Below are 23,108 nucleotides of genomic sequence, written 5' to 3' on the forward strand. Positions count from 1 at the left end.
ACGGCAGTGAGAGCGCCCCGGGCCGACGCAGAAGCGGTCCGGGGCGTTCCGTTTCTTGCCGACCCTTAGCCAAAAAAGATCAGCGAATTTACCGTTTCCTGCTAATCGATGCCCTTCGGATAGGGTCGGCGCCGTGACTGTTCAACTCACCGAGACCCGCCCGGCACCAGCAACAGCGCCCGCGCCGGCTCCGGCTCCGGCTCGGCGGCCCGTCACGCGGGTCGTGCTGGAGGTCGTGAAATTCGGGATCGTCGGCGGCAGCGGTGTCCTCGTCAATTTCCTGATCTTCAACCTGCTGCTGCGCGGCCTGGGTTGGCAGGCGATGACCTCGACCGTGCTGGCCAGCTGTGTCGCGATGGCGACCAATTACCTGGGCTTCCGCTATTTCGCGTATCGCGACCGGGCCTCCCGCACCCGCGGCCAGATCATGCTGTTCTTCGTGTTCAGCGGCCTCGGCGTGGTGATGGAGATCGGCCTGTTCTGGGTGGGTTACCACGGTCTCGGCCTGCACAGCGTGCTGGGGTCGAATGTGGCGAAGGCACTGTCGATCGTGCTCGCCTCCGCCTTCCGTTTTGTGGTCTACCGCACGTGGGTGTTCCAGCAGGATGCACACCGCACCGTCTGACATCGAACCGGTGAGTCCTACAGAGACGCCGTCCGGCACCGCACGGGCGGGCCGGCTGCTGCCGCAGGTCGCCGCCGCGCTCGTCGTGGTGCTGCTGCTCCTGGTGATCGTCCGCCTGCCGTGGGCGGGCGACCTCGGCATGCACGCCGCCACCATCCAGCGCCTGAGCCACAATCTGCTCCACCCGGGCAATCCGCTGGTCGACGCGGACACGCCGAGCCCCTACTACTCGCCGTGGATGCTGCTGCTGGGCGTGGTCGCCAAGGTGACCGGCCTGTCGGTGTTCGTGGTCCTGCGGGGCGCCGCGCTCGTCGCGCTGACGCTGCTGGTCACCGGCGTCTGGCGCTACGTCCGTACACTCAGCGCCCATCGCGCGGCCCCCGCTCTGGCCCTGCTCAGCCTGGTCTTCCTGTGGGGTCCGGTGCTGTTCAACTGGTCGGGCTTCCTGGGCCTGAACTCCCTGGCGCTGACGGTGTCGTACCCCAGCGTCTTCGCGCTCGGGCTCACCTTCCACTTCTGGGCCTGGGTCACGCGGGCGGTACGGACCGAGGCCTCGTGGGGGAGGTGGCTGTGGCTCGGCGTGCTCTGGGCCCTGATCCTGCTCTGCCACCAGTTCACGGGCGTGGTGGCCTCTCTGGGCGCGCTGGCGATGGTGATCGCGGCGCGGCCGGCGCGGGCGGTGCTGCTGCGCCTGGCCGCCGCGCTCGCCCTGGGCATGCTGCTGCTCTGGCTGTGGCCGTACTACGACTTCTTCTCGCTGTTCTCCGCGGGCGCGGACCTGGAGGCGATCCACCGGCCGCTGTACGAGAACCTGGCCGCGCGCTTCGGCCTGGTGCTGCTCGGGGTGGCGGCGCTGGTGCTGCGCCTGCGGCGGGACCGCTGGGATCCGCTGGTGCTGTTCTTCGCGCTGGGCGTGCTGATGTTCGCCGCGGGCGGGCTGACCGGGCACTACTCCTGGGGCCGTGCGATGCCCGCCGCGCTGATCCCGGCGCAGCTCGCCGCCGCGCTGGAGGTCGTCGCGGCCGGGCGGCGGGCGGTCCGGGTGGGATGGGCGTGTGTGCTGGGCGCCGCGCTGGCTGTCGGGGCGTGGACGCAGGCCGGGACGCTCGGGTATGTGACGGGGCGTGCAGCGCTGCCGTCCGCGGTCGCCGCGAAGTACGGGACGCCGTGGGTGGGGTACCACTGGATCACGCCGTGGGTGAAGTACGGGGACGTGGTGATGGCTCGCGAGTTCCCCGCGCGGCAGATCCCGGCGTACGGGGCGTACACCGTGGCGCCGGGGTATCCGGATGTGTTCCTTGCGGATGCGGGGCGCCGGGAGGCGGCGGTTGCGCGGTACTTCGCTGCGGGGACGTCTGCCGCCGAGCGGGCGGGGATCGCGCGGGAGTACGGCGTCCGGTGGGTCGTGGGGCCGAAGAGCCTGGCCGGTCCGGGCCTTCGGAAGGTGAAGACCGGGCCGGATTCCCAGGTCCTGTACCGAGTGATGCCCTGAGCCGTGCCGGGCCGGGCCGGGTGCCTCCCCCCAAGGGGGGTACCCCCAGCGCCTGGCTGTGCCGGGAACTACATGGCCGGCCACGGGAGACCCGTGGCCGGCCACAGACGTTCGGCGCAACGGCGCTTCGAACAGCGCCCCTTACCGCAGCACGCTCGACAGCAGCTTGGCCGCCTTGCGGACCTTGGGGCGGGCGACTCGTTGGACGAGCGGGCGGATCACCCGCGCCGTCACTCCCACCGGACGCCAGCGGAGTTGCAGGCGGCCGGGGTTGCGGCCCTCCGGTTCGATGGTGAGCTCGTGCGGGGTCGCGCCGGAGCGGTACTCGATGCGGGCCGTGAGGGTGGGGAAGGACAGCGGGGCCAGCAGGATGCCGGAGTTGGACAGACCCTGCTGCTGGAGGCGAACCAGGGGATGGCGTACGCCCGCGAAGCCCTGCAAGGGGAGCGGGGCCTCGGCCAGGTCCAGGCGGACCTCGCCCTCGAAGACGCCGGGGCCGACCGGGTCCAGGCGGAACGGCACCGTCATACGGCGGTTGCCGGGGGAGACGATCAGGCTGGCCCGCTGCGGGCCGACGGGCAGGCGCAGCCCCGGGTCGTAGGTGCGGATGGCGAGAGTCACCGAGGCCCCCGCGCCCGGGGTCAACTCCGTGATCTCGTGGCGGAACTGCGCGCTCGGGAACGGGCGCGTGTCCAACTCCAGGTCGGACACGTTCAGTTCGCGGCGGGCGCGGTCCGTCGAAGGCACGCTGTCGCCCCAGTAGGGCACTCCCGACGTGTCGGCCGTGATCTGCCGCGGTGCCACCCCGTGCCCGAGCCCGCGTGCCGCGAGCCCGACCTCCTCCAGCCGGCCTTCCCGCAGCAGCTCCAGGACCACCCGCTCGGGACGCGGAAGGCGGGCGTACGCACCCTCGGACAGCGTCTCCAGGTACGGATTCATGATGTCCGCGAAGGCGCTCAGCCACTCCTCGTCCCGGTAGGGGAGATCGCCCGCGTACATCCGGAAGTCGTGCTTGAGGAACTTGAAGTCCTTGTCCTCCCGCAGCCCCGCGTGCCCGCTCTCCACCAGGAAGTCGTCGATCAGGCGCTGGACGTGGACGCGGTCGCGGACGTTCGTGACCTTGTGCCGCTGGTTGGAGATGGACGCCGAGGCCGCTGCCGCGAACGGGTCGATGTACCAGACGTACACCGGGTCCGGAATGATCGTGAACGCCGTCGCCAGGCAGTACGCCTGCGCCGAGAACAGCTGGTCCTCGTAGTGGATGCCCTCCGGGAAGCGGAGTTCGTGGCGGTCCAGGAACGCGCGGGCGTACATCTTGCTCGTCGACAGGTGCTCGAACAGCAGCCGCGGGTCGGCCTCGATGCCCTCCACCGTGCGGCGCTCGGCCACCAGGTGCGGCATCCACGTCGTACGGCGGCCGTTGTCGACCCGGACCCGCCGTACCGCGCCCATGGTGAAGTCCACCTCGCGCTCGCGGTGCGCGGCGAGCAGCAACTCGACCGCGCGGGGCGGGAGTTCGTCGTCGCTGTCGAGGAACATCAGATACGGCGCCCGGGCGATCTCGACGGCCCGGTTGCGCGGGGCGCTGCAGCCGCCGCTGTTCTCCGGCAGCCGGAGGTAGCGGATGCGGTCGTCCTGCGCCTCCAGCCGGCGCGCCACCGTGGGCGTGTCGTCCGTGGAGTGGTCGTCGCTGATGATGATCTCGATGTTCGCGTGCGTCTGCGCGCGCAGCGAGGCGACCGCTCGGGGCAGGCGGGCGGCGTCGTTGTAGACGATGACCGTCACCGTCACGTCGGGGGTCGTCATACCGAGGCCTCCTCGGGGGTCGGGGCGGGGGTGCGTTCCTCGAGCGGGAGCACCGGTGGCAGTGCCTCCTCCGGCTCGCCCAGGAACACCCGTCGTACGACCCGTTCGGCGGCGCGTCCGTCGTCGTACTCGCAGAACCGGCGCCGGAAGGCGGCCCGCGCCTTCGCCGCGCTCTCGTCGCGCCAGGCACCGGAGGCGAAGATCTCCGTCAGCTCCTCCTGGGTGCGGGCGACCTGGCCGGGGTGTTCGGCCATCAGGTCGAAGTAGACGCCCCGGGTGGTGCGGTAGGTCTCCCAGTCGTCGGCGTAGACGACGATCGGGCGGTCGAGGTTGGCGTAGTCGAACATGATCGACGAGTAGTCCGTGACCAGCGCGTCGGCGGCCAGGCACAGCTCCTCGACGGGGTCGTAGGAGGAGACGTCGATGATCCGGCCGGAGCGGCGCAGGCCGGTCAGCGGGGAGGAGGAGCCGCCGTAGAAGTAGTGGGCGCGGACCAGCAGAACCGTGTTCTCGCCGAGGCGGTCGGCGAGTTCGGCGAGGTCCAGACGCGGGGTGAAGCCGGCCTCGTAGTCACGGTGCGTGGGCGCGTACAGGACGGCCGTCTTGCCCGGGGCGATGCCGAGGCGCTCACGCGCGGCCCGTACGTCCGCGGCCGTGGCCGTGTAGAAGACGTCGTTGCGCGGATAGCCGTAGTCCAGCGGCGTGTAGCGGGCCGGGTAGGCGCGCTCCCACATGCGGGTCGAGTGGCTGTTGGCGCTGACGCTGTAGTCCCACTTGTCGATACGGGCCAGCAGCGCGGCGAAGTCCAGGCCCTTGGCGGCGGCCGGGTGCTCCATCTGGTCCAGGCCCATGCGCTTGAGCGGGGTGCCGTGGTGGGTCTGGACATGGATCGCGTCGGGGCGCTTGACCACCGCGTTGGGGAAGTTGACGTTGTTCGTCAGGTACTTGGCGGTGGCCAGCGTCTCCCAGTAGCGGCGGGTGCCGGGGACGACGTGGTCCGTGCCGGGCGGCAGCAGGGCCACGTTCTCCTTCGACACCGTCCACACCTGGTGGATGTGCGGGGCGAGTTCGGCGAGCTTGGCGGCGATCGCGGCCGGGTTGCAGGCCACCCCGCGGTCCCAGTAGGCGGCGAACACGGCCAGGTCGGGGTCGACCGGGCGGCTCAGGGCGCGCTGGTACTGCTGGTCGCGGAGCTTGGCACCGACCTGGCGCTTACGGGTGCGTACGGCCTTCTTGGCGGCGCGGCGGGTGCGGTTGACGGCCTGGAACGCGCGGTACTTGGTGTACGCGCCCTCCTCCAGCAGGGCGTGCCGTACGCCCTCCACGCCCGCCGGGCGCTCGTGGTTCTCGGGGCGCCAGCGGACCGCGGCGAGGGAGGCACGGCGGAAGAACTCGCGGGCCACGGCGTCGGGCAGGTTCTCCCCGGCGAAGGTGCGCACGAGGTCGCGCATCATCAGGTCGTACAGCACCACGCGGGCGGCGCGGCGGTCCTTGGTGAGCGCGAGCAGCGACTCGTAGCGCTCGATCAGCGCGAACCGGTCCTCGGGGGCGAGCGGCGGCTGGCTCTCGGGGCGCAGTTCGCGGTGCTCGTACGCCACCTGGTTCAGGCAGGCGACCCGGCCGGCGTACAGCAGGGCGGCGTGGGCGGTGTGCGCTTCGTCGCCGGTGGTGAGCCGCTCCTCGTGCGCCCGCCAGAACTCGGCGCGCAGGGCGCGGTTGCCGAGCAGCGGGGTGAGGCGCAGCAGGTCGGCGGACTCGTCCAGGGGCAGGCTGTCACGGCCGACGGCGGCGAGCAGGCGGCCGTCGCGGGAGGGGGTGGCGGCGGTCTGCCAGGTGGTGGCGACGTGGTCGAAGAGCAGCACGTCCGCGGTCGCGTCCGTGGTGTCCAGTTCGGCGATCCGCTCGGCGATCAGCCGGGGAGCACCGGCCGGCAGGCTGTCCTTGGCCTGGACGAAGTGCAGCCAGCGGCCGGTCGCGCGGGCGGCTCCGGCGGTCCGGGCCGCCGCGTCTGCGGTGCCCTCCGGCAGCGGTACGACCACCGTCTCGGGGGTGTGGCCCTCGGCGGCCTCCTGCGCCCAGTCGCCGACCGCGGCGACGATCACCTCGGCGTCGGGGAGCGGATGGGCCGCCAGGGAGTCCAGCAACTCTGTCAGATGCCCCTGTGCGTTCGGTCCGTAGACGATGACGCTGAGTTGGGGCATCGCAGGGGACTCCTTCTGGTCGTCGGCTTGGCCACTCTTCATAACATACTGTCACTAAGCGGATGAATGGGATAATCGCACTAGGGGTAAGAGGGGGGCCGGAGAGGGCCCAAGGAGGAAGATGAAGTTCCGCCGTCTGCGGTTTCCCTTCCGGTAATTTTTAAGCCACCTTCTTACCAGCGGTCTTCTTGTCGCTCTTGTCGCCGCTGAAGGCCTCGTACTCCTTCATGACGTCTTCCGTCGGCCCGTCCATGCGCAGCTCGCCGCGCTCCAGCCACAGGGTCCGCTCGCAGGTGTCGCGGATCGACTTGTTGTTGTGGCTGACCAGGAAGACCGTACCCGCCTTCTCGCGCAGCTCGCGGATCCGGTCCTCCGAGCGCATCTGGAATCGGCGGTCGCCGGTGGCCAGGGCCTCGTCGATCAGCAGGACGTCGTGGTCCTTGGCGGCGGCGATGGAGAAGCGCAGCCGGGCGGCCATACCGGAGGAGTACGTGCGCATCGGCAGGGTGATGAAGTCGCCCTTCTCGTTGATCCCGGAGAAGTCGACGATGTCCTCGTAGCGCTCCCTGACCTGCTCTCGCGTCATGCCCATCGCGAGGCCGCCGAGGTAGACGTTGCGTTCACCCGTCAGGTCGTTCATGAGTGCCGCATTGACGCCGAGCAGGGAGGGCTGGCCGTTGGTGTAGATGTGGCCGTTCTCCACGGGGAGCAGCCCGGCCACGGCCTTCAGCAGCGTCGACTTGCCGGAACCATTGGTGCCGATCAGGCCGATCGCCTCACCCTTGTAGGCGACGAACGACACGTTCTTCACCGCGTGCACCCGGCGCACGCCCGCCGCCTGCTCGGCCTGCTTGCGGCGCAGGATGCGGTTGAGGGCGGCGGTGGCGGAGCCGCGGCCGGAGCCGGTGCCGTTGACGCGGTAGACGATGTCGACGCCGTCGCAGACGACGGTCGGGATCTTGTCGGTGGCGATCTCGGTGGCGGTCTTGGGGGTCTCGGTGGGGGTCTGCTCAGCCACGGCCGTACTTCTCCTCAGCCTTCCAGAAGTAGATGAATCCGCCGACGCCGGCGATCAGGGCCCAGCCGGTGGCCGTCGCCCACACGTGCGGGGGCAGCTGCTTGGCGTGGAAGCTCTTGATCAGCGCGTAGCGCATGAGGTCGATGTAGACCGCGGCCGGGTTGTTCTCCAGCAGGAGAGTGACGATGTGCGGCAGGTGGTCCTTCTTGGTGAGCTTGCTGATGCTCCACATCACGCCGGACACGTACATCCAGGTGCGCAGCACGAACGGCATCAGCTGGGCGATGTCCGGGGTCTTGGCGCCCATCCGCGCCATGATCATCGCCATGCCCGCGTTGAACAGGAACTGGAGGATCAGGACGGGGATCACCAGGAGCCAGCCGGGGGTGATCGGCAGGCCGAAGCCGAGCAGGATGACGACCAGCGCGGCCATCGAGAACAGCAGCTGCTGGAGCTGCTGGATGCAGAAGGAGATCGGCAGGGCGGCGCGCGGGAAGTGCAGGGCGCGCACCAGGCCGAGGTTGCCGGAGATCGCGCGGGTGCCGACCTGGATCGAGCTCTGGGTGAACGTCCACACGAACACGCCGGTGACCAGGAACGGGACGTAGTCCGGGACGCCCTTCTTGGTGCCGAGCAGCACGCCGAAGATGAAGTAGTAGACCGCCGCGTTCAGCAGCGGGGTCATGACCTGCCAGACCTGGCCGAGTTTGGCCTCGCTGTACTGGGCGGTGAGCTTGGCGGTGGCGAAGGCGGTGATGAAGTGGCGCCGGGCCCACAGCTGACGGACGTAGTCGGGCAGGGTGGGTCGTGCGCCGCTGACCGACAGGCCGTGCCGGGCCGCCAGTGCCGCGAGGTCGTCGTCGGCCGAGGTCTGGGTGGGGGGCGGTGTGTCGATGACCTGACTCACATCCGCTGCTTTCGCTCGGGGGAGGGGGTGCCGCGCCCGGCTGTCGCCGGGGCGAGTCGATGGTCCGTCGTCCGACACCGCGTTCGTTTCCTTACGCTTCTCTTCATGTTCTCTTACGTCGGAACGGGACCGTATCGTCGCAACGCGAGCGTAGAACCAATCGACGTCGGAACGCAACCGTTTCGTCGTCACGGCCTATGCTGTGGGTCATGACCACGAACGCCGACGATGCGCCGACACGTCCGCGCCGGACCCCTGCCGGGGCCGCCGTACTCCGGGAGGATGTGACCGAGGCCATCCGGGCGGCGGTCTTCGAGGAACTCGCGGCCGCCGGATACGCACGCATGTCCATAGAGGGCATCGCGCGGCGCGCGGGCGTCGGCAAGACGGCGGTGTACCGGCGGTGGCGTTCGAAGCTGCACCTGGTCCTGGACGTGGTGTCGGCGATGGCCGTGCTGGGCCTGCCGGTCCCGGAGACGGGCTCTTTGGAGGGCGACCTGCGCCTCCTGTACGAGGTCACCTCCCGCGCCCTGCGCCACCCGGTCGCCTCGCAGATCATCCCCGACCTCCAGGCCGAGGCGGCCCGCAATCCCGACATCGCCGACGCCTTCCAGAAGGCCCTGCGGGACGGGCAGGAGGGCGTGGCCAGCAAGATCGTCGCGGCGGCGGAGGCGCGGGGCGAGGTGCGGGCGGGCCTGGATCCCGACCTCGCACTCGACCTGATCTCCGGCCCGCTGTACTGGCGCGCGGTGGTCATCCGCTCCCCCAACCTGCCCAAGGGCTACCTGGAAAAACTGGCCCGGGCCACGGCGGGGGCGCTCAAGGCGTTGTGAGGGGCCACTTGCGCCGGCCGGGGCGGGCTTCACCTGCCGGTGCCGGCGGGGTGCTGCCGTCGGCCGACGGGGTGTTTCGCTTGCCCGCGCTGGTGGGGTGCGGGGTCCTGCCGCCGAGCGAGGGGCATTCCGCTCGCCCACGCCGGCGGGGTGCCGCTACGCCCACCCGTGCCGCCCCAGCGGCACGACTGCCTGTAGCTGTGCGGGCGCGACCGTCGCTGCCGGGGTGGGTTGTGCCTCGGCGTGGTGGCTGCCTGTAGCTGGGCGGGTGCGACGGCCGTTGTCGGGGTGGGCACCCTCTTCGGCACGACTGCCCGCACCCACGGGGTACGAAGGCCGTCGCTGGGCGGGTGTCGGCTCGGTGGCATGGCTGCCCGCGGCACACCGGCCGTTGCCGAGTGGGTGCCGCCGATGGAACCGCAGCTCCCTGAGGGGCGCGGGGCGCTGTCCGACCGGCTACGGACTACTCGCAGAACGGTCTCTTGAGGGGTGCCACGGTGAGTTCGGCCAGGTCCTGCGTGGGCAGTACCCGGCCGTCGTTCACCGCCACGGCCTACGACCGCGCTGCCTCCGGGTGGTGGTGTACCCAGCCCTCCCAGGCTGAGGTGATCATGTCCTGGACGTCGTACTTGGCCTGCCAGCCCAGTTCCGTGGCGATGCGGGTGGCCGCGGCGACGACGCGGGCGGGGTCGCCGGGGCGGCGCGGGGTGACGGTCGGCGGGCGGTCGTAGCCGGTGACCGCGTTGATGCGGTCGATCATCTCGCGGACGGAGACGCCCTCGCCGCGCCCGATGTTGAGGGTCAGGTCGGTGCCGGGGGAGGACGCCAGGGCGCGGGCGACCGTGACGTGGGCCTCGGCCAGGTCGACCACGTGGATGTAGTCGCGGACACAGGTGCCGTCCGGCGTCGGGTAGTCGTCGCCGAAGATGCGCGGCGGCGCGCCCTCGGTGAGCTTCTCGAAGACCATGGGGATCAGGTTGAACACGCCGGTGTCGGCGAGTTCGGGGCCGGCCGCGCCCGCCACGTTGAAGTAGCGCAGGGACGCCGTGGACATGCCGGTCGCCTTGCCCGTCGCGCGGACCAGCCACTCGCCGGCCAGCTTCGTCTCGCCGTAGGGGGACATCGGCAGGCAGGGGGTCTCCTCCGTGACCAGGTCGACGTCCGGCATGCCGTAGACCGCCGCCGAGGAGGAGAAGACGAAGGACGGGACACCCGCTGCCGTGACCGCCTCCAGGAGGGTGCGCAGGCCCTCCACGTTCTCCCGGTAGTAGTGCAGCGGGAGCTCCACCGACTCGCCCACCTGCTTCTTCGCCGCCAGATGCACGACGCCACTGATCTCGTGCTCGGCGAGCGTGCGGGCTACGAGCTCCGCGTCCAGGACGGAGCCCTGCACGAGGGGAACCTCCGCCGGGACGCGCTCGGCGACGCCCGTGGACAGGTCGTCGTAGACGACCGTGCGCTCGCCCGCCTCGGTCATCGCCCGTACGACGTGTGCCCCGATGTATCCGGCACCGCCGGTGATCAGCCAGGTCATTGCGGCCGTCTCCTCGTTCATCTGGCCCGTTCAGCCGCTCGGTGCGGCAGCGGGCGTCTTTCAGTGAAGCAGTGGGGTCCGGTGACCCCGCGGGCGGCTCAGTGAAGCAGGCGGCGCAGGCGGCCGGCCGCCACCCGTGCCACTCCGCCCCCGCCGGTCGCCATGCGCACGGCCAGTGCGCCGGAGTGCGTGGCGTACGGCTGCACCAGCAGCACGCCGTGCCGGACGCTCGGGACGGCGCGTCGGCGCAGTCGGCCGGCGCCCGTGAGGGCGTGCGCCGTGACCTCCCGCTGGGCGCCGTCCGCGAAGCGCACGGTCAGCCGCAGGTCCCAGGTACCCGCCCCGAGCGCGGCCAAGTGGACGGCCAGCTCGGCCGACCAGCTGTCCGCGCCGGAGGGCGTGAGCGGAACCGTCGTGCGCCCTCGCGTCCGGTCGTCGTCCCGGGACTGCCGGCGCGGGTGCTGGGAGGGGCGCGCGAGGACGGTGTGCGTCGTGTACAGGGGCTCCTGCCAGGGCTGCTCGCGCCCCGAGGGCAGCTCCCGGCGCACGCACAGCCCGCTCGCGACCTCGGCGTTCGCCTCGGTGGAGGCCGCCAGCACCGCGTCGAACCCGGCGTTGCGCGGGCTGCCGCAGCCGCCGCTGTTCACGCTCCGGCGCACCACCCGCAGCCGGGGCTCGTCGGCGGCCAGCCGGTCGAGCAGGTCGGCGCTGCCGTCCGTGGAACAGTCGTCCACGGCGATGACCTCGGCGACCGCCGGCCCCTGGGCGAGCGCCGAACGCACGGCGTCACCCACATGGGTATGGTCGTTGTAGCCGATGACGACGACACCGACCCGCGCCGTGTGCGGCGGCACGGCAGCGGCAGCTGCGTCGGATGTGCCTGGCGGGTCTGATCGCATCGGGTCCACGGGCCGGGAGCGTAGAAATGTTCGGTAATAGGCCGTTAAGAGAGGCTTAGGGCCCGGTCCCGAAGACGTTCGGAATCGGAGTGGGGTTCCGTGGTCCGCACGCTCTTTCCTTCCGGTCGCGCCGATCGCCACAGCCGGACGAACGACAGTACCGCCGCGGACGCCAGGATCCCGTTGCGCACCAGCATCAGCAGACAGCCGGTCCAGGTGCCGTCGACCACCTCCTGGTAGTACATCGGGAACACCACGGTGCTCACCGCGGTCGCCGCGAGGACCAGCGCCGCGACCGGCCGCTGGCCGGTGTGCCGGGAGGTCAGGCACACGGCGGCGAGTCCGACCAGCCAGATCATGTACTGCGGGCTGATCACCCGGCTGGTGACCGTGAACAGCAGCACCGCGCACAGCGCCGCGTCGAACGGCGTGGCCTCGCTCCAGCGCCGCGCCCGCATCCGCCACAGCACGAGCAGCGCGAACGCCAGTGCCGTCAGGCACAGCGAGGTGGTGGCGACCGCGTGCACATGGGGTCCGGCCAGCTCGGCGGCGCCGTACTGGTACTGCGCCCGGCCCGGCCAGCCGGCCTTGCGCGCCAGGTTCAGGGCCGTACCGCCGAGCGACTCGATCTGCACGCCCCGCCCGCCCTGCTCCCGCACGAAGGACAGCGGATGCGCGAACAACACGGCGAACGCGGCGAGCGAGGCGGCCCCGGTGGCCGCCGCCCACCCCCAGGCCTCGCGCGTCGGCCGCCCCCGGGGCGTGCCCAGCAGCACCAGCGCCGGCCACACCTTCACCAGCGCGCCCAGCGCCCCGAACACACCGCCGGCGCGCGGGGAGCGGCCCAGCGCCAGCAGGGAGAGCACGGCCAGCGCGGTGACCTGGACGTCGTACCGGGCGAGCGGGAGGTGCAGCAGCAGCGGCAGGCCGCCCGTCCACAGGGCCGCGCCGAGCAGGCTGCGCCCCGCCGGCCTGCCCGCGCGGGCCAGCACCGCGGTGACCAGCGCGTCCGCGGCGAGCGTGAGCACCACGAACGCCTGAAAGTACGACAGCCACGGCAGCAGAGCCGGCGCCAGCAGCACCGCGCCCGCGCCCGGCGGGTACTGCCACGTGGTGTCGTGCGTCGGGAAGGAGCCGTGCGCGAGGACGCCGTACCAGTCGAAGTACAGCCGCCACACCTCACGGGCCACCGACCCGCCGCCCAGTACGGGGGCGCCCTCGTGGAGGAGCAGCCACAGCATCGTGCCGCGGGTGCCCAGCCAGAGGGCGGTGACGGCGAGGACCGGGCCGGAGTTGACACGGAGACGGTTCATCGCATGGGAGCCTAAGCGGCGCGGATGCCGTATCCCTGCCGATACGCCGTTATGACCGGAAAAAGATTGGTTAATCGCAAAAGGTCAGGCCATGCCGAAGGGCCCGGCTCGGCTGCTGGCCGCACGGGTTCGCGGTGCTGGTGGTGTGGGCCCACGCGGGGGCGCAGGCGTCGGCCCGGGCCGCAGGGAGGGTGGGGCGGGGGGGAAATCACCCTTGTGGGGGTGGCGTTGCCGTTGACGGTGCTGCCGCCCGGGGTGCGACGGTCGTACGGCTCTCCGTGCGCCGGTCTAGTCCTCGGCCGCCGTCAGCGCCGCCGCGTCCAGCGCGGTCGTGAGCTGGTCGAGGCGTTCGCGTAGTGCGGCGATCTCCTCCAGGGCGAAACCGGTCGCCCCCATGATGCGGCGCGGCACCTCCAGGGCCCGCTCGCGCAGCGCCGTGCCCTCCTCGGTGAGCCGCACCCGCACCGAGCGTTCGTCCTCGGCGCTGCGCTCCCGGTGTACGAGGCCGGCCGCCTCCAGCCGCTTGACCAGCGGGGACAGCGTGCCGGAGTCGAGCCGCAGATGCTCGCCGAGCTTCTTGACGGGCAGCTCGCCCTGTTCCCACAGCACCATCATCACCAGGTACTGCGGGTAGGTGAGCCCGAGGTCCTTGAGGATCACGCGGTAGACGCCGTTGAAGGCGCGGGACGCGGCGTGCAGGGAGAAACAGATCTGGCGGTCCAGGCGGAGCCAGTCGGCGTCGGCGGTGGCGGGCGAGGCGGTCATGGCTCCAGGGTAGCTCTTGCCGGTCATTGAGTTGTGCACAACTTAATTGTGTGCTCTACTTGTCCTCGCAAGCTCGTAACGGACTCCGCACAGACAGGACGGGTCACCATGGACGCGCTCTACACCGCAGTCGCCACCGCCACCCACGGCCGTGACGGTCGTGCCGTCTCCTCCGACGGCAAGATCGACCTGAAGCTGGCTCCGCCGGTGGAGCTGGGCGGCAACGGCCAGGGCACCAACCCCGAGCAGCTCTTCGCCGCCGGTTACGCCGCCTGCTTCGGCAGCGCCCTCGGCCTGGTCGGCCGGCAGGCGAAGGTCGACGTCAGCGACGCGGCGGTGACCGCCGAGGTCGGCATCGGCAAGCAGGGCGAGGGCTTCGGGCTGAAGGTGACGCTGCGCGTCGAGCTGCCCGACACCGTGGACGAGGAGACCGGCCGCAAGCTGGTCGAGACCGCCCACCAGGTCTGCCCCTACTCCAACGCCACCCGCGGCAACATCGACGTCGACCTCGTCATCGAGTGACCCGGGCGCCCCGAGGGTGCCGGCGCCGCCCCGGCACCGGCACCCTCGCGCGTGTGCGCCCTACGCCGAGGTCAGCACGTCACGTCCGGTGCCCTGGCCCGGCAGCCGGATCCCGGCGCCCGGCATGGCCTCGCCCAGCAGCAGCGTCCGTACGACGCGCTCGGCGGCCCGGCCGTCGTCGAACTCGCAGGCCCGGGCCCGGAACTCCGCCCGCAGCCGCGCCGACTCCTCGTCCCGCCAGGACCCCGAGGCGAACAGCCAGGCAAGCTCCCGGTAGGAGTGCGCGACATGGCCGGGCGGTTCGGCGGTGATGTCGAGGTAGGTGCCCCGGCTCGCGGTGTACGCGTCCCAGTCGTCGGCGTGCACCACGATCGGCCGGTCCAGGTTGGCGTAGTCGAACATCACGCCCGAGTAGTCGGTGACCAGCGCGTCCGCCGCGAGCAGGACCTCCTCCACGCGCGGCTCGTCGGTCGCGTCGACCACGATGCCGCGCCGGGCCAGCTCGGCCAGGCCCAGGCCGCGGGCGGGGCCGTTCGCCAGCGACGGATGCAGCCGGACCACCAGGGTGCGTCCCGCACCGAGGTCGGCCGCGAACCGGGCGAGGTCGATCCGGTCCACGTGCCCGGTGCGGCGGTAGTCCCGGCGGGTCGGCGCGTACAGCACGACGGTGTCCGTCTCCGGGATGCCACGGCGCTGCCGGAAGCCGCCGGCGCCGCCGTTCACCAGCACGTCGTTGCGGGGGCTGCCGGTGCGCAGCGAGGTGAAGTGGCAGGGGTAGGCCCGCTCCCAGACCAGCTCGGAGTGGCGGTTGGCGACCAGGCTGTAGTCCCAGCGGTCGGCCCGGCGCAGCATCTGCGGCACGTCGAAGCCGAGCCGGGCGCCCGGCTTGTCCAGCAGGTCGGCGCCCATGTACTTCAGCGGGGTGCCCTGGTGGGTGTGGATGTGCACGCTGCCGGGCCGCTTGGCCAGTGCGCCGGGCCAGTTGACGTCGTTGACGAAGAACTTCGCCCGTGCCGTGACCTCCAGGTAGCGCCGGGAGTCCACGATCACGTGCTCCACGCCGGGCGGCAGTCCGGCGGCGGTCTCCGCGTCCCGCACCACCCACACCCCGCGCAGCTGCGGGGCGATCTCCCGGGCCTTGGCGTACACGGCGGCCGGGTCGCCGAGCATGCCCCGGTGCGAGGAGGCCGAGTAGACGACGAGGTGCGGGTCCAGCGGGCGCATCGCGTGCAGGGACGCCCAGCCGGAGCGGGCCCGCGCGGCGGCGGCGTCGCGGACCGGCTCGGCCCGCCGGGCCGCCTCCTGCCCGATCCGCGCCGCCTGCCGCCTGATCCGGTACCCCGTCCAGGAGCCCTCCAGCAGGCCCACCTCGCCGTCGGCCAGGGCGCCCTCGGGTGCGTGCGCGCGGAACATCCGCGTCGTACGCCGGAAGAACTCGGCCCTGTCGCCGGGTGGCAGCCGGTCCGGCTTGGCCAGGATGTCGAGGCAGTGCTCGCCCATCTTGCGGTGCAGATACGGCCGCCAGTGCGCCAGCTCCGGCCGCTGCTCGACGAACGCGAAGACCCGCTCGTACTGGTCGTGGACGTCGAAGTGCCTGCGGCTGGTGGTGGACAGGATGCTGCCCTGCCGGCGCTGCCGGTAGTTCACGCAGATCCGGTCCAGCGCGGCGATCCGCCGGGCGCTGAGCAGGACCGGGAAGGTCCAGGGGGTGTCCTCGTAGTAGCCCGGCGGGAACGCGAAGCCCTCCGACGCCACGAACTCGCGCCGGTAGACCTTGTTCCACACCACCATCAGCAGGTCCAGGATCCGCGGGTACGTGCGGGCGGTGAACGTGTCCGGGCCGGCCTCGGCGAGCACCTCGGCCAGGGCGTTGCGCCGGGTGCCGCCCCACCAGTAGGTGCGGGCGTAGTCGACGACCAGCACGTCCGGCTCGCCGGCCTCCGCCAGCCGGTCGGCGATCGCCCGCAGCGCGCCCGGGGTGAGGGTGTCGTCGCTGTCCAGGAAGAGGAGATAGTCGCCGGTGGCGTGCGGCATCCCGGCGTTGCGGGCCCGGCCGAGGCCCACGTTCTTCGGCAGGTGCAGCACCTTGACCCGGGGGTCGCGCTCGGCGTACTCGTCCAGGATCGCGCCGCAGCCGTCCGGGGAACGGTCGTCCACGGCGATCAGCTCGAAGTCGTTGAAGGACTGCGCCAGCACCGAGTCCAGGCACTCGCGCAGAAAACCCTGCACCTTGAAACAGGGCACGATCAGACTGAAGCGGGGCACGGGCGGGTCAGCTCCTCACGAGGGTCGCGGCGGGGGCGGGGACGCGTTCCGCGAGCGGGATCACCGGCAAGGCCGCCTCCGGCGGCTCGCCCAGCAGCACCCGCCGTACGACCCGCTCGGCGGCCCGCCCGTCGTCGAACTCGCAGAACCGCTCCCGGAACGCGGCCCTGAGCGCCGCGGCCTCCGCGCCCGCGTACGAGCCGTCGCGGAAGACCGCCGCCAGCTCCTCGGGGGTGCGGGCGACCGGGCCGGGCGGCTCGGCCATCAGATCGAAGTAGACGCCCCGCGTCTCCCGGTAGACGTCCCAGTCGTCGGCGTACACGACGATCGGCCGGTCCAGGTTGGCGTAGTCGAACATGATCGACGAGTAGTCGGTGACCAGCGCGTCCGCGGCCAGACAGACCTCCTCCGAGGAGCGGTGCGCGGTGACGTCGATGATCCGGCCGCAGCTCCGCGCGGGGCCCCGGTCGTAGAAGTAGTGGGCGCGCAGCAGGACGACGACGTCCTCGCCGGCCGCTTCGCAGAACGCCTCCAGGTCGAGGCCGGGCTCGAAGCCGGTGTGGTGGTCGCGGTGGGTGGGGGCGTAGAGGACGGCCGTCTTGCCCTCGGCGATGCCCAACTCCCGCCTGATGCGGGCGACATCCTCGCCGGTCGCCGTGTAGTAGACGTCGTTGCGCGGATAGCCGTACTCCAGCGCCTCCCAGGAGCCGGGGAAGGCGCGCTCCCACATCTGGGTCGAGTGGCGGTTGGCGGAGAGGTTGAAGTCCCAGCGGTCGACCCGGCCGAGCAGCCGGGTGTAGCTGCCCGACCGGGCGGCCACCACCGGGTACGTCGACTGGTCCACGCCCATCGTCTTCAGCGGGGTGCCGTGCTGGGTCTGCAGATGCACGCTGCCGGGGCGCTTGACGATGCCCTCGGCGAAGTTGGCGTTGTTGACCAGGTACTTGGCGCGGGCCAGCACCTCCCAGTAGCGGCGCGAGCCGATCACCGCGTACTCGACGTCCGGCGGCATCGCGTGTTCCTGCCCCGGCTCCACCAGGAACACCGAGCGGATGTGCGGGGCGAGTTCGCGGGCCTTGGCGTGGATCGCCGCCGGGTTGCAGGTGTAGCCCCGGCCCCAGTAGGCGCAGTACACCGCGAGTCCGGGGTCGAGCGGGCGGTGCAGGTCGCGGGCGTAGCGCAGCCGGGTGCGCAGCATGCGTGGGCGCGGCAGGCCCTCGGTGAGCCTGGTGGTCACCCGGTTGGCGCCGCGCAGCGCCCGGAACGCGCTGTACGCTCCGGCCGCCAGCAGCCGGTGCTGCACACCCAGGCTGCCGCCGGGCGCCCGGAAGCCGGCCGGCCGGTGCCGGCGGTAGAGGCGGGCCGCGCGGCGGAAGAACGCCCGGCGCCCGGACGGCAGCCGCTCCGGCCGGGACGCCGTCTTCAGCACATGGGTGAACAACTGCTCGAAGAGCGCCCGCGTCCGCTCGGCGGGCAGATCCCGCCCGGCGGCCCGGGTCAGCACCAGCTCCACCTGGTCGAGCACCGCGTGCTGGTGCGGCCCGGGCACATGGAGCCGGCTGCCCTGCCGGCGCAGCCGGTGCCGTACGACGACCCGGCGCAGCACCGCGATCCGCCCGACGGCGAGCGTGGTCAGCCCGCCCCAGCCGAGGTCGGTGAAGTGGCTGCCGGGAAAGGTCAGTTCGTGCTCGGTGAGGAAGGCGCGGCGGTAGGCCGCGCTCCACGCCGGGAGCTGGACGCCCGTCAGCTCCGGAAGGTCGGCGGGGGCGAAGGCGCCCTTCGGTGCCCTGGCGAACAGCGGCGCGGCCGGGTTGGTCGGCTCGCCCTCCCACCAGGGGGCGCGCTCGTGCTCGACGTAGAGCACGTCCACACCGGCGGTCTCCGTCAGCCGGGCGTCCAGCGCCGCGAGCGCGCCCGGCAGCAGCACGTCGTCGCCGTCGAGGAACAGCACATACGCACCGGTCGCCGCCCGCATCCCGGCGTTCCGCGCCCCGCTCAGACCGGCGGACGGCGGCGAGTCGATGGGGGTCACCCGGGAGTCCCGCTCCGCGTAGCCGGCGGCCACCGCGCCGGCCGTGGCGTCGGGGCCGTCGCAGACCGGGATCAGCTGCAGATCGCCGAAGGACTGGCCGAGAACCGAATCCAGCGCCTGGGACAGCCGGGCGGCGACCCCGTGGGAGGGGACGATGATGCTGAAGCGGGGCATTCTGTTCTTTCTGTTGGCATGCTGACACGGGTCCTGCGGACGAGGCCTGCCACGCGACCGGGCCGCCCCGCCGGACGCCAGGTGGACGGCCGGCTCGGAGTGGGCCGCGTCGAGCCGAGGGGCACGGGAACTCCCGGAGGGATCAACGCTGCTCAACGCCTCTCGGTGACGGGAAGGGAACCGGAAGGTTGCGGCACGGTGGCCAGCGGGGACCACGCGCAGGCCGAGGGGGCCGGCTCCCGCTCCGCGAGCGGCACGATCGGCGGCAGGCCGGGCTCGCCCAGCACCACATGCCGTACGACCCGTTCGGCGGCGCGTCCGTCGTCGTACGGGCAGAACCGCTCCCGGAACGCCGCCCGCAGCTGGGCGGAGCGCGAGCCGCGCCAGTGGCCGGTCGCGAAGATGTCGATCAGCTCGTCCTCGCTGCGCGCGACCGCGCCCGGCGGGCAGACGCGCAGGTCGAAGTAGGTCCCGCGGGACGCCTGGTACGCCGCCCAGTCGCCGGTGTGCACCACGATCGGCCGGTCCAGACCCGCGTAGTCGAACATGATCGACGCGTAGTCGGTGAGCAGGGCGTCCGAGGCCAGGCACAGGGTCTGCACGCTCGGGTGGGAGCGGACGTCGATGATCCGGGCGCCCTCCGGGCGGTGGTCGGCGTGGGTACGGGCCAGGATCACGAAGCGCGGGCCGAGACGGCGCGCCATCCGCGCCAGGTCCAGCTGCGGGCGCTGGGTGCGCTGGTAGTCCCGGTGGGCCGGTGCGTACAGGATCGCGACCGCGCCCTCGGGGATGCCCAGCAGCCCGCGCAGCCGGGCCACGTCCGCCGGGGTCGCCCGCTGGAAGACGTCGTTGCGCGGGGCGCCGTACTCCAGCGTGGTGTAGCGGCCGGGGAAGACCCGCTCGCCGGTCAGGGTCGAGTGCCGGTTGGCGGACAGGACGAGGTCCCACTGGTCGACGGCCCGCAGCAGCCGGGTGAAGTCGGTGCCGTGGGCCGCCGCCGGGTGCTCCAGGAGGTCCAGGCCGAGGTGCCCGAGCGGTGTGCCGCGCTGGGTCTGGACCAGGATCTGCCCGCTCCGCTTGCGCAGGCCCGGGTCCAGGACGTCGTCGGAGACCAGGTACTTGGCGCGGGCCAGCGACGTCCAGTAGCCGGCGGTGCCCGGCCGGAGGCTGTCGGTGGCGGGCGGGACCGTGTGCCGGTGCTCGGGCCGGGCGATCCACGCGGTGCGGATGTGCGGGGCGTGCGCGCGGAACGCCTCCTCCAGCGCGCCCGGGTCACCGCCGTGACCCTGGCCCGCACCGGAGGCGAACACCGCCCGGTCGGCGCGCACGGGCAGCCGCAGCTGGATCCGGTAGTGCAGCCGCAGCGCACCGGCGCGCACGGCACGGGCCAGCTTCACCGCCGCCTTCAGCGTGCGCCGGCGCACGGCCGAGGCCAGCTGGAAGGCCCGGAACGTGCGGTGCAGACCGAAGCGGACCAGGATGGTCCGCGGCCGCATCCGGGTTCCGGGGACGCGGTAGCGGCGGTAGTGGGCGCGGGCCCGGCGCAGGAACTCACCGTGGCTGCCGCGCGGCAGCCGGCCGCGCTTGGTGAACACCGTCGCGTAGTGGTCGATCATGCGGCGGAACAACTCCGGCCGCCACCGCCCCACTTCGGGATGTTCCTCGACGTACGCGAACACCCGGTCGTACTGCTCGAACAGATCGAAGTGCCTGCCGCTGGTGGTGGAGAGGATGTTGCCCTGCCGGCGCTGCCGGTAGTGCACGCACACCCGGTCCAAAGTGGCGATCGACCCCGCCGTCATCAGCACCGGGAAGGTCCAGGGGGTGTCCTCGTAGTAGCCCGGCGGGAAGGCGAAGCCGTGCTCCTCGACGAACTCCCGCCGGCAGGCCTTGTTCCAGGCGACCATCAGCACGCTGAGCAGACCCGGCCGGTCCTCCAGACGGAACGGCGCCCGGCCCTGCTCGGTCAGCCGGGCGGCGAGCTGATTGCGCTCGGACCGGCCGTCCCAGTAGGTGCGGGCGTAGTCGTACATCACGACGTCCGGCTCGCCGGCCTCCTTGATCCGGTCGGCGATCGCCAGGAGCGCGTCCGGGGCGAGCGTGTCGTCGCTGTCCAGAAAGACCAGGTAGTCGCCGCTCGCCTCGGCCATCCCCGCGTTCCGGGCCCGCCCGAGCCCCTGGTTCTCGGCCAGGTGCACGACCCGCACGCGCGCGTCACGGGCCGCGTACTCGTCGATGATCTCCCCGCAGGCATCCGGTGAGCAGTCGTCCACGGCGATCAGTTCCAGATCGGTATACGACTGCGAGAGCACCGAGTCCAGGCACTCGGGGAGATACGCCTGGACCTTGTACGCGGGGACAATGACACTGAACCTGGGCAAGGGACATCCAAGGGTCGTCGGTCGGCGCGGGGGTTTTGACCGGGAACGGCCGATGGAGTGAATTGGTTACGCGGCCTTACGGCATGTGGGGGACCCCAGGTGAACGCGAGAGGACGGGCCTCTTGCCGCCCGCCCTCTCGGAAGTGACCGCTGCGCGGCTATTTGACGGCGCCCGCCATCACCCCGGACACGAACTGCCGCTGGAACGCGAAGAACACGGCCAGCGGGATCACCATGGAGATGAACGCGCCCGGCGCCAGCACGTCGATGTTGTTGCCGAACTGCCGTACCTGCGTCTGCAGCGCGACCGTGATCGGCTGGGTGCCCGACTTGGTGAACACCAGCGCGACCAGCATGTCGTTCCACACCCACAGGAACTGGAAGATGCCGAGGCTCGCGATCGCCGGCCCGCCGAGCGGCATCACCACCGTCGCGAACAGCCTCAGTTCACCGGCGCCGTCGAGCCGGGCCGCCTCCAGCAGCTCGCGCGGGATCTCCGCGAAGAAGTTCCGCAGCAGGAACACCGCGAACGGCAGACCGAAGCCGGTGTGGAACAGGATGACACCGAAGATCGTCCCGAACAGGCCGATCCTGCCGAACAGTTCGGCGATCGGGATCAGCGCCACCTGCACGGGTACGACCAGCAGGCTCACCACACCCAGGAACCACCAGTCCCGGCCCGGGAACTCCATCCAGGCGAACGCGTAGCCCGCCAGGGAGCCGACCACGACGACCAGCACCGTCGCCGGGACCGTGATCAGCACGGTGTTCCAGAGGGAGTGCGTGATGTCGCCGTTCTCCAGGAGCCTGCGGTAGCTGTCGAACGTCAGCTGGGACGGCTTGGCGAACACCTTCCACCAGCCGCTCGCGCTCATGTCCTCGGGCGCGCGCAGCGAGGAGATGAGCAGACCGATCGTCGGCACCAGCCAGAACAGGCCGACGACGATCAGGAAGACGCGCACCAGACCGCCGTTGATCTTCTCCAGCAGCCAGGTCATCGCCGTACCTCCCGCCTCAGCCGACGGATGTTGAACGCCATCACCGGGATCACCAGCACCAGCAGCAGCACCGCGATCGCGCTCGCGACGCCCGGCTGGTTCTCCGCGAAACCCTTGCGGTACAGCTCCAGGGCGAGCACGTTGGCATCGTCCTGGGAGGAGCCCGGCGCGATGATGTAGACGAGGTCGAAGACCTTCAGCACGTTGATCATCAGCGTGACGGTGACGACCGCGAGGACCGGCGCGAGCAGCGGCACGGTGACCTTGCGGAACACCTGCCACTCGTTGGCGCCGTCCACCCGCGCCGCCTCCAGCAGCTCCCGGGGCACACCCGCGAGCCCGGCCGCGATCAGCACCATCGCGAAGCCCGCCCACATCCACACATACGCCCCGATGACCGCCGGGGTGACCAGCGCCGGGCCGAGCCACTCGACACCGTTGTACGGCTCCCTGAAGTTGCCCGCCGGAAGCCGCAGCCTGGCCCCGTCGGCGGAGGCGGGCAGCGTGAAGGTGCCGTCGCCGGCCGCCTCGGTGGCGGCGACCACCTTGCCGTCCTTCACCGCCTCGATCCGCATCCCGGCATAGCCGAGCTCGGACGGGTCGGGCGCGCCGAGCCGTCCCACGCCCTTTCCGCGTGTGAAGTCCTGCCAGGTGGTGCCGGTGATCTTCCCCGGCTCGGGCCTGGCGGCCACGGCCCTCTTCGCACCGCCGGGCATCTGGTCCGGGGCGACGCCGACGAGAGGGAGGGTGACCGGCTGCCCGGCGTGGACCGTGGCCTTGGTGATGAAGCCGCCCCCTTGGGCCACCAGGGGCGACTCGCGGCCCGGGTGGGCCTTCGGGAACGCCGACGACTGCGCGAAGGTGTCGTGGACCCCCACCCACACCGCGTTCGCGACCCCCTTGTGCGGATCCTGGTCGTACACCAGCCGGAAGATGATCCCGGCCGCCAGCATCGAGATCGCCATCGGCATGAAGACGACCAGCTTGAACGCCGTCCCCCAGCGCACCCGTTCGGTCAGCACCGCGAAGATCAGACCGAGTGCGGTGGAGACCGTGGGCGCGAAAACCACCCAGATGACGTTGTTCTTCAGGGCGGTGCGGATGCCGTCGTCCGTGAAGAGGGTCTTGTAGTTGTCGACGCCGGTGAAACCGTCGCCGCCCGCGTTGAAGAAGCTGCGGATGACCGAGTACCCGATCGGGTAGACCACGAGCGCACCGAGCAGCACCAGGGCGGGCAGCAGGAACAGCGCTGCCACCGTCCTGCGGGTGCCGGTCACGCCCTTGCGACCGCGCGGCGCGGCCGGGCCCGGTGGGGCCCCGGCCGCCGTTGCTGCCGACGCCAT

Annotated in this window: 16 protein-coding genes and 1 pseudogene; 4 read left to right on the top strand and 13 right to left on the bottom strand. The window is 71.7% G+C overall.

Annotation, left to right across the window (positions count from 1 at the left end):
* The first annotated feature begins 133 nt into the window (after positions 1 to 133).
* Together BFF78_RS25500 and BFF78_RS25505 are read left to right on the top strand one after the other, a co-directional pair.
* Positions 134 to 625 (top strand): GtrA family protein, encoded by a 492-nt coding sequence (locus tag BFF78_RS25500; RefSeq protein WP_069780519.1) that lies wholly within the window; start codon positions 134 to 136, stop codon positions 623 to 625.
* A 10-nt stretch (positions 626 to 635) separates the two neighbouring features.
* Positions 636 to 2,117 (top strand): hypothetical protein, encoded by a 1,482-nt coding sequence (locus tag BFF78_RS25505; protein WP_069783811.1) that lies wholly within the window; start codon positions 636 to 638, stop codon positions 2,115 to 2,117.
* A gap of 141 nt (positions 2,118 to 2,258) precedes the next feature.
* Here BFF78_RS25505 and BFF78_RS25510 read toward each other — a convergent pair whose 3' ends face one another.
* From BFF78_RS25510 to BFF78_RS25525, 4 genes are all read right to left on the bottom strand, one after another.
* Positions 2,259 to 3,923, bottom strand: a complete 1,665-nt coding sequence (locus tag BFF78_RS25510; protein WP_069780520.1) for a glycosyltransferase family 2 protein — start codon at positions 3,921 to 3,923, stop codon at positions 2,259 to 2,261.
* Positions 3,920 to 6,124 carry a CDP-glycerol glycerophosphotransferase family protein gene (locus BFF78_RS25515; RefSeq protein ID WP_069780521.1) on the bottom strand — a complete coding sequence of 735 codons (2,205 nt, stop codon included), beginning with the start codon at positions 6,122 to 6,124 and terminating at the stop codon, positions 3,920 to 3,922. The genes BFF78_RS25510 and BFF78_RS25515 overlap by 4 nt, the downstream gene beginning before the upstream one ends.
* 160 nt (positions 6,125 to 6,284) lie before the next feature.
* On the bottom strand, positions 6,285 to 7,142 hold the full coding sequence (locus tag BFF78_RS25520; RefSeq protein WP_069780522.1) for an ABC transporter ATP-binding protein: 858 nt from the start codon (positions 7,140 to 7,142) through the stop codon (positions 6,285 to 6,287).
* On the bottom strand, positions 7,135 to 8,049 hold the full coding sequence (locus tag BFF78_RS25525; RefSeq protein WP_069780523.1) for an ABC transporter permease: 915 nt from the start codon (positions 8,047 to 8,049) through the stop codon (positions 7,135 to 7,137). Before BFF78_RS25525 ends, BFF78_RS25520 begins: the two co-directional genes overlap by 8 nt.
* A 209-nt stretch (positions 8,050 to 8,258) precedes the next feature.
* Here BFF78_RS25525 and BFF78_RS25530 point away from each other — a divergent pair, with 209 nt between their 5' ends.
* Entirely contained in the window at positions 8,259 to 8,882 is a 624-nt protein-coding gene (locus BFF78_RS25530; RefSeq protein WP_069783812.1) for a TetR/AcrR family transcriptional regulator, read from the top strand.
* A 553-nt stretch (positions 8,883 to 9,435) separates the two neighbouring features.
* On the opposite strand, the gene galE is transcribed toward BFF78_RS25530, so the two are convergent.
* The 4 genes and pseudogenes from galE to BFF78_RS25550 form a co-directional block, all read right to left on the bottom strand.
* Positions 9,436 to 10,416 (bottom strand): UDP-glucose 4-epimerase GalE, encoded by a 981-nt coding sequence (gene galE / locus BFF78_RS25535; RefSeq protein ID WP_069780524.1) that lies wholly within the window; start codon positions 10,414 to 10,416, stop codon positions 9,436 to 9,438.
* A gap of 452 nt (positions 10,417 to 10,868) precedes the next feature.
* Positions 10,869 to 11,315: pseudogene (locus BFF78_RS50205) on the bottom strand (glycosyltransferase family 2 protein); the annotation flags it as partial.
* Between the two features lie 44 nt (positions 11,316 to 11,359).
* Positions 11,360 to 12,628, bottom strand: coding sequence for a glycosyltransferase 87 family protein (locus BFF78_RS25545; protein ID WP_069780526.1), 1,269 nt, complete (start codon positions 12,626 to 12,628; stop codon positions 11,360 to 11,362).
* A gap of 288 nt (positions 12,629 to 12,916) precedes the next feature.
* On the bottom strand, positions 12,917 to 13,420 hold the full coding sequence (locus BFF78_RS25550; protein WP_079161476.1) for a MarR family winged helix-turn-helix transcriptional regulator: 504 nt from the start codon (positions 13,418 to 13,420) through the stop codon (positions 12,917 to 12,919).
* Between the two features lie 81 nt (positions 13,421 to 13,501).
* Between BFF78_RS25550 and BFF78_RS25555 the strand changes: the two genes are divergently transcribed.
* The gene (locus BFF78_RS25555; protein WP_069780528.1) at positions 13,502 to 13,915 is read left to right on the top strand and encodes an organic hydroperoxide resistance protein; all 414 of its coding nucleotides are present in this window, start codon (positions 13,502 to 13,504) and stop codon (positions 13,913 to 13,915) included.
* Between the two features lie 60 nt (positions 13,916 to 13,975).
* On the opposite strand, the gene BFF78_RS25560 is transcribed toward BFF78_RS25555, so the two are convergent.
* The 5 genes from BFF78_RS25560 to BFF78_RS25580 form a co-directional block, all read right to left on the bottom strand.
* Positions 13,976 to 16,180 (bottom strand): bifunctional glycosyltransferase/CDP-glycerol:glycerophosphate glycerophosphotransferase, encoded by a 2,205-nt coding sequence (locus BFF78_RS25560; RefSeq protein WP_069780529.1) that lies wholly within the window; start codon positions 16,178 to 16,180, stop codon positions 13,976 to 13,978.
* A gap of 7 nt (positions 16,181 to 16,187) precedes the next feature.
* Positions 16,188 to 18,386: a bifunctional glycosyltransferase/CDP-glycerol:glycerophosphate glycerophosphotransferase gene (locus BFF78_RS25565; protein WP_069780530.1), complete on the bottom strand. Its 2,199-nt coding sequence runs from the start codon at positions 18,384 to 18,386 to the stop codon at positions 16,188 to 16,190.
* A gap of 152 nt (positions 18,387 to 18,538) precedes the next feature.
* On the bottom strand, positions 18,539 to 20,767 hold the full coding sequence (locus BFF78_RS25570) for a bifunctional glycosyltransferase/CDP-glycerol:glycerophosphate glycerophosphotransferase (protein ID WP_069780531.1): 2,229 nt from the start codon (positions 20,765 to 20,767) through the stop codon (positions 18,539 to 18,541).
* Between the two features lie 158 nt (positions 20,768 to 20,925).
* Positions 20,926 to 21,765 carry a carbohydrate ABC transporter permease gene (locus tag BFF78_RS25575; RefSeq protein ID WP_069780532.1) on the bottom strand — a complete coding sequence of 280 codons (840 nt, stop codon included), beginning with the start codon at positions 21,763 to 21,765 and terminating at the stop codon, positions 20,926 to 20,928.
* Positions 21,762 to 23,108, bottom strand: coding sequence for a carbohydrate ABC transporter permease (locus tag BFF78_RS25580; protein ID WP_079161477.1), 1,347 nt, complete (start codon positions 23,106 to 23,108; stop codon positions 21,762 to 21,764). Before BFF78_RS25580 ends, BFF78_RS25575 begins: the two co-directional genes overlap by 4 nt.

This window comes from Streptomyces fodineus (assembly GCF_001735805.1).
In the GTDB taxonomy this organism is placed as follows: Bacteria; Actinomycetota; Actinomycetes; order Streptomycetales; family Streptomycetaceae; genus Streptomyces; species Streptomyces fodineus.

Bases quoted from the DNA above. Each gene is read 5' to 3' on its own strand.
- BFF78_RS25510 (WP_069780520.1), bottom strand. From the start codon at position 3,923: ATGACGACCCCCGACGTGACGGTGACGGTCATCGTCTACAACGACGCC.
- BFF78_RS25515 (WP_069780521.1), bottom strand. From the start codon at position 6,124: ATGCCCCAACTCAGCGTCATCGTCTACGGACCGAACGCACAGGGGCAT.
- BFF78_RS25530 (WP_069783812.1), top strand. From the start codon at position 8,259: ATGACCACGAACGCCGACGATGCGCCGACACGTCCGCGCCGGACCCCT.
- galE (WP_069780524.1), bottom strand. From the start codon at position 10,416: ATGACCTGGCTGATCACCGGCGGTGCCGGATACATCGGGGCACACGTC.
- BFF78_RS25545 (WP_069780526.1), bottom strand. From the start codon at position 12,628: ATGAACCGTCTCCGTGTCAACTCCGGCCCGGTCCTCGCCGTCACCGCC.
- BFF78_RS25550 (WP_079161476.1), bottom strand. From the start codon at position 13,420: ATGACCGGCAAGAGCTACCCTGGAGCCATGACCGCCTCGCCCGCCACC.
- BFF78_RS25555 (WP_069780528.1), top strand. From the start codon at position 13,502: ATGGACGCGCTCTACACCGCAGTCGCCACCGCCACCCACGGCCGTGAC.
- BFF78_RS25565 (WP_069780530.1), bottom strand. From the start codon at position 18,386: ATGCCCCGCTTCAGCATCATCGTCCCCTCCCACGGGGTCGCCGCCCGG.
- BFF78_RS25575 (WP_069780532.1), bottom strand. From the start codon at position 21,765: ATGACCTGGCTGCTGGAGAAGATCAACGGCGGTCTGGTGCGCGTCTTC.
- BFF78_RS25580 (WP_079161477.1), bottom strand. From the start codon at position 23,108: ATGGCGTCGGCAGCAACGGCGGCCGGGGCCCCACCGGGCCCGGCCGCG.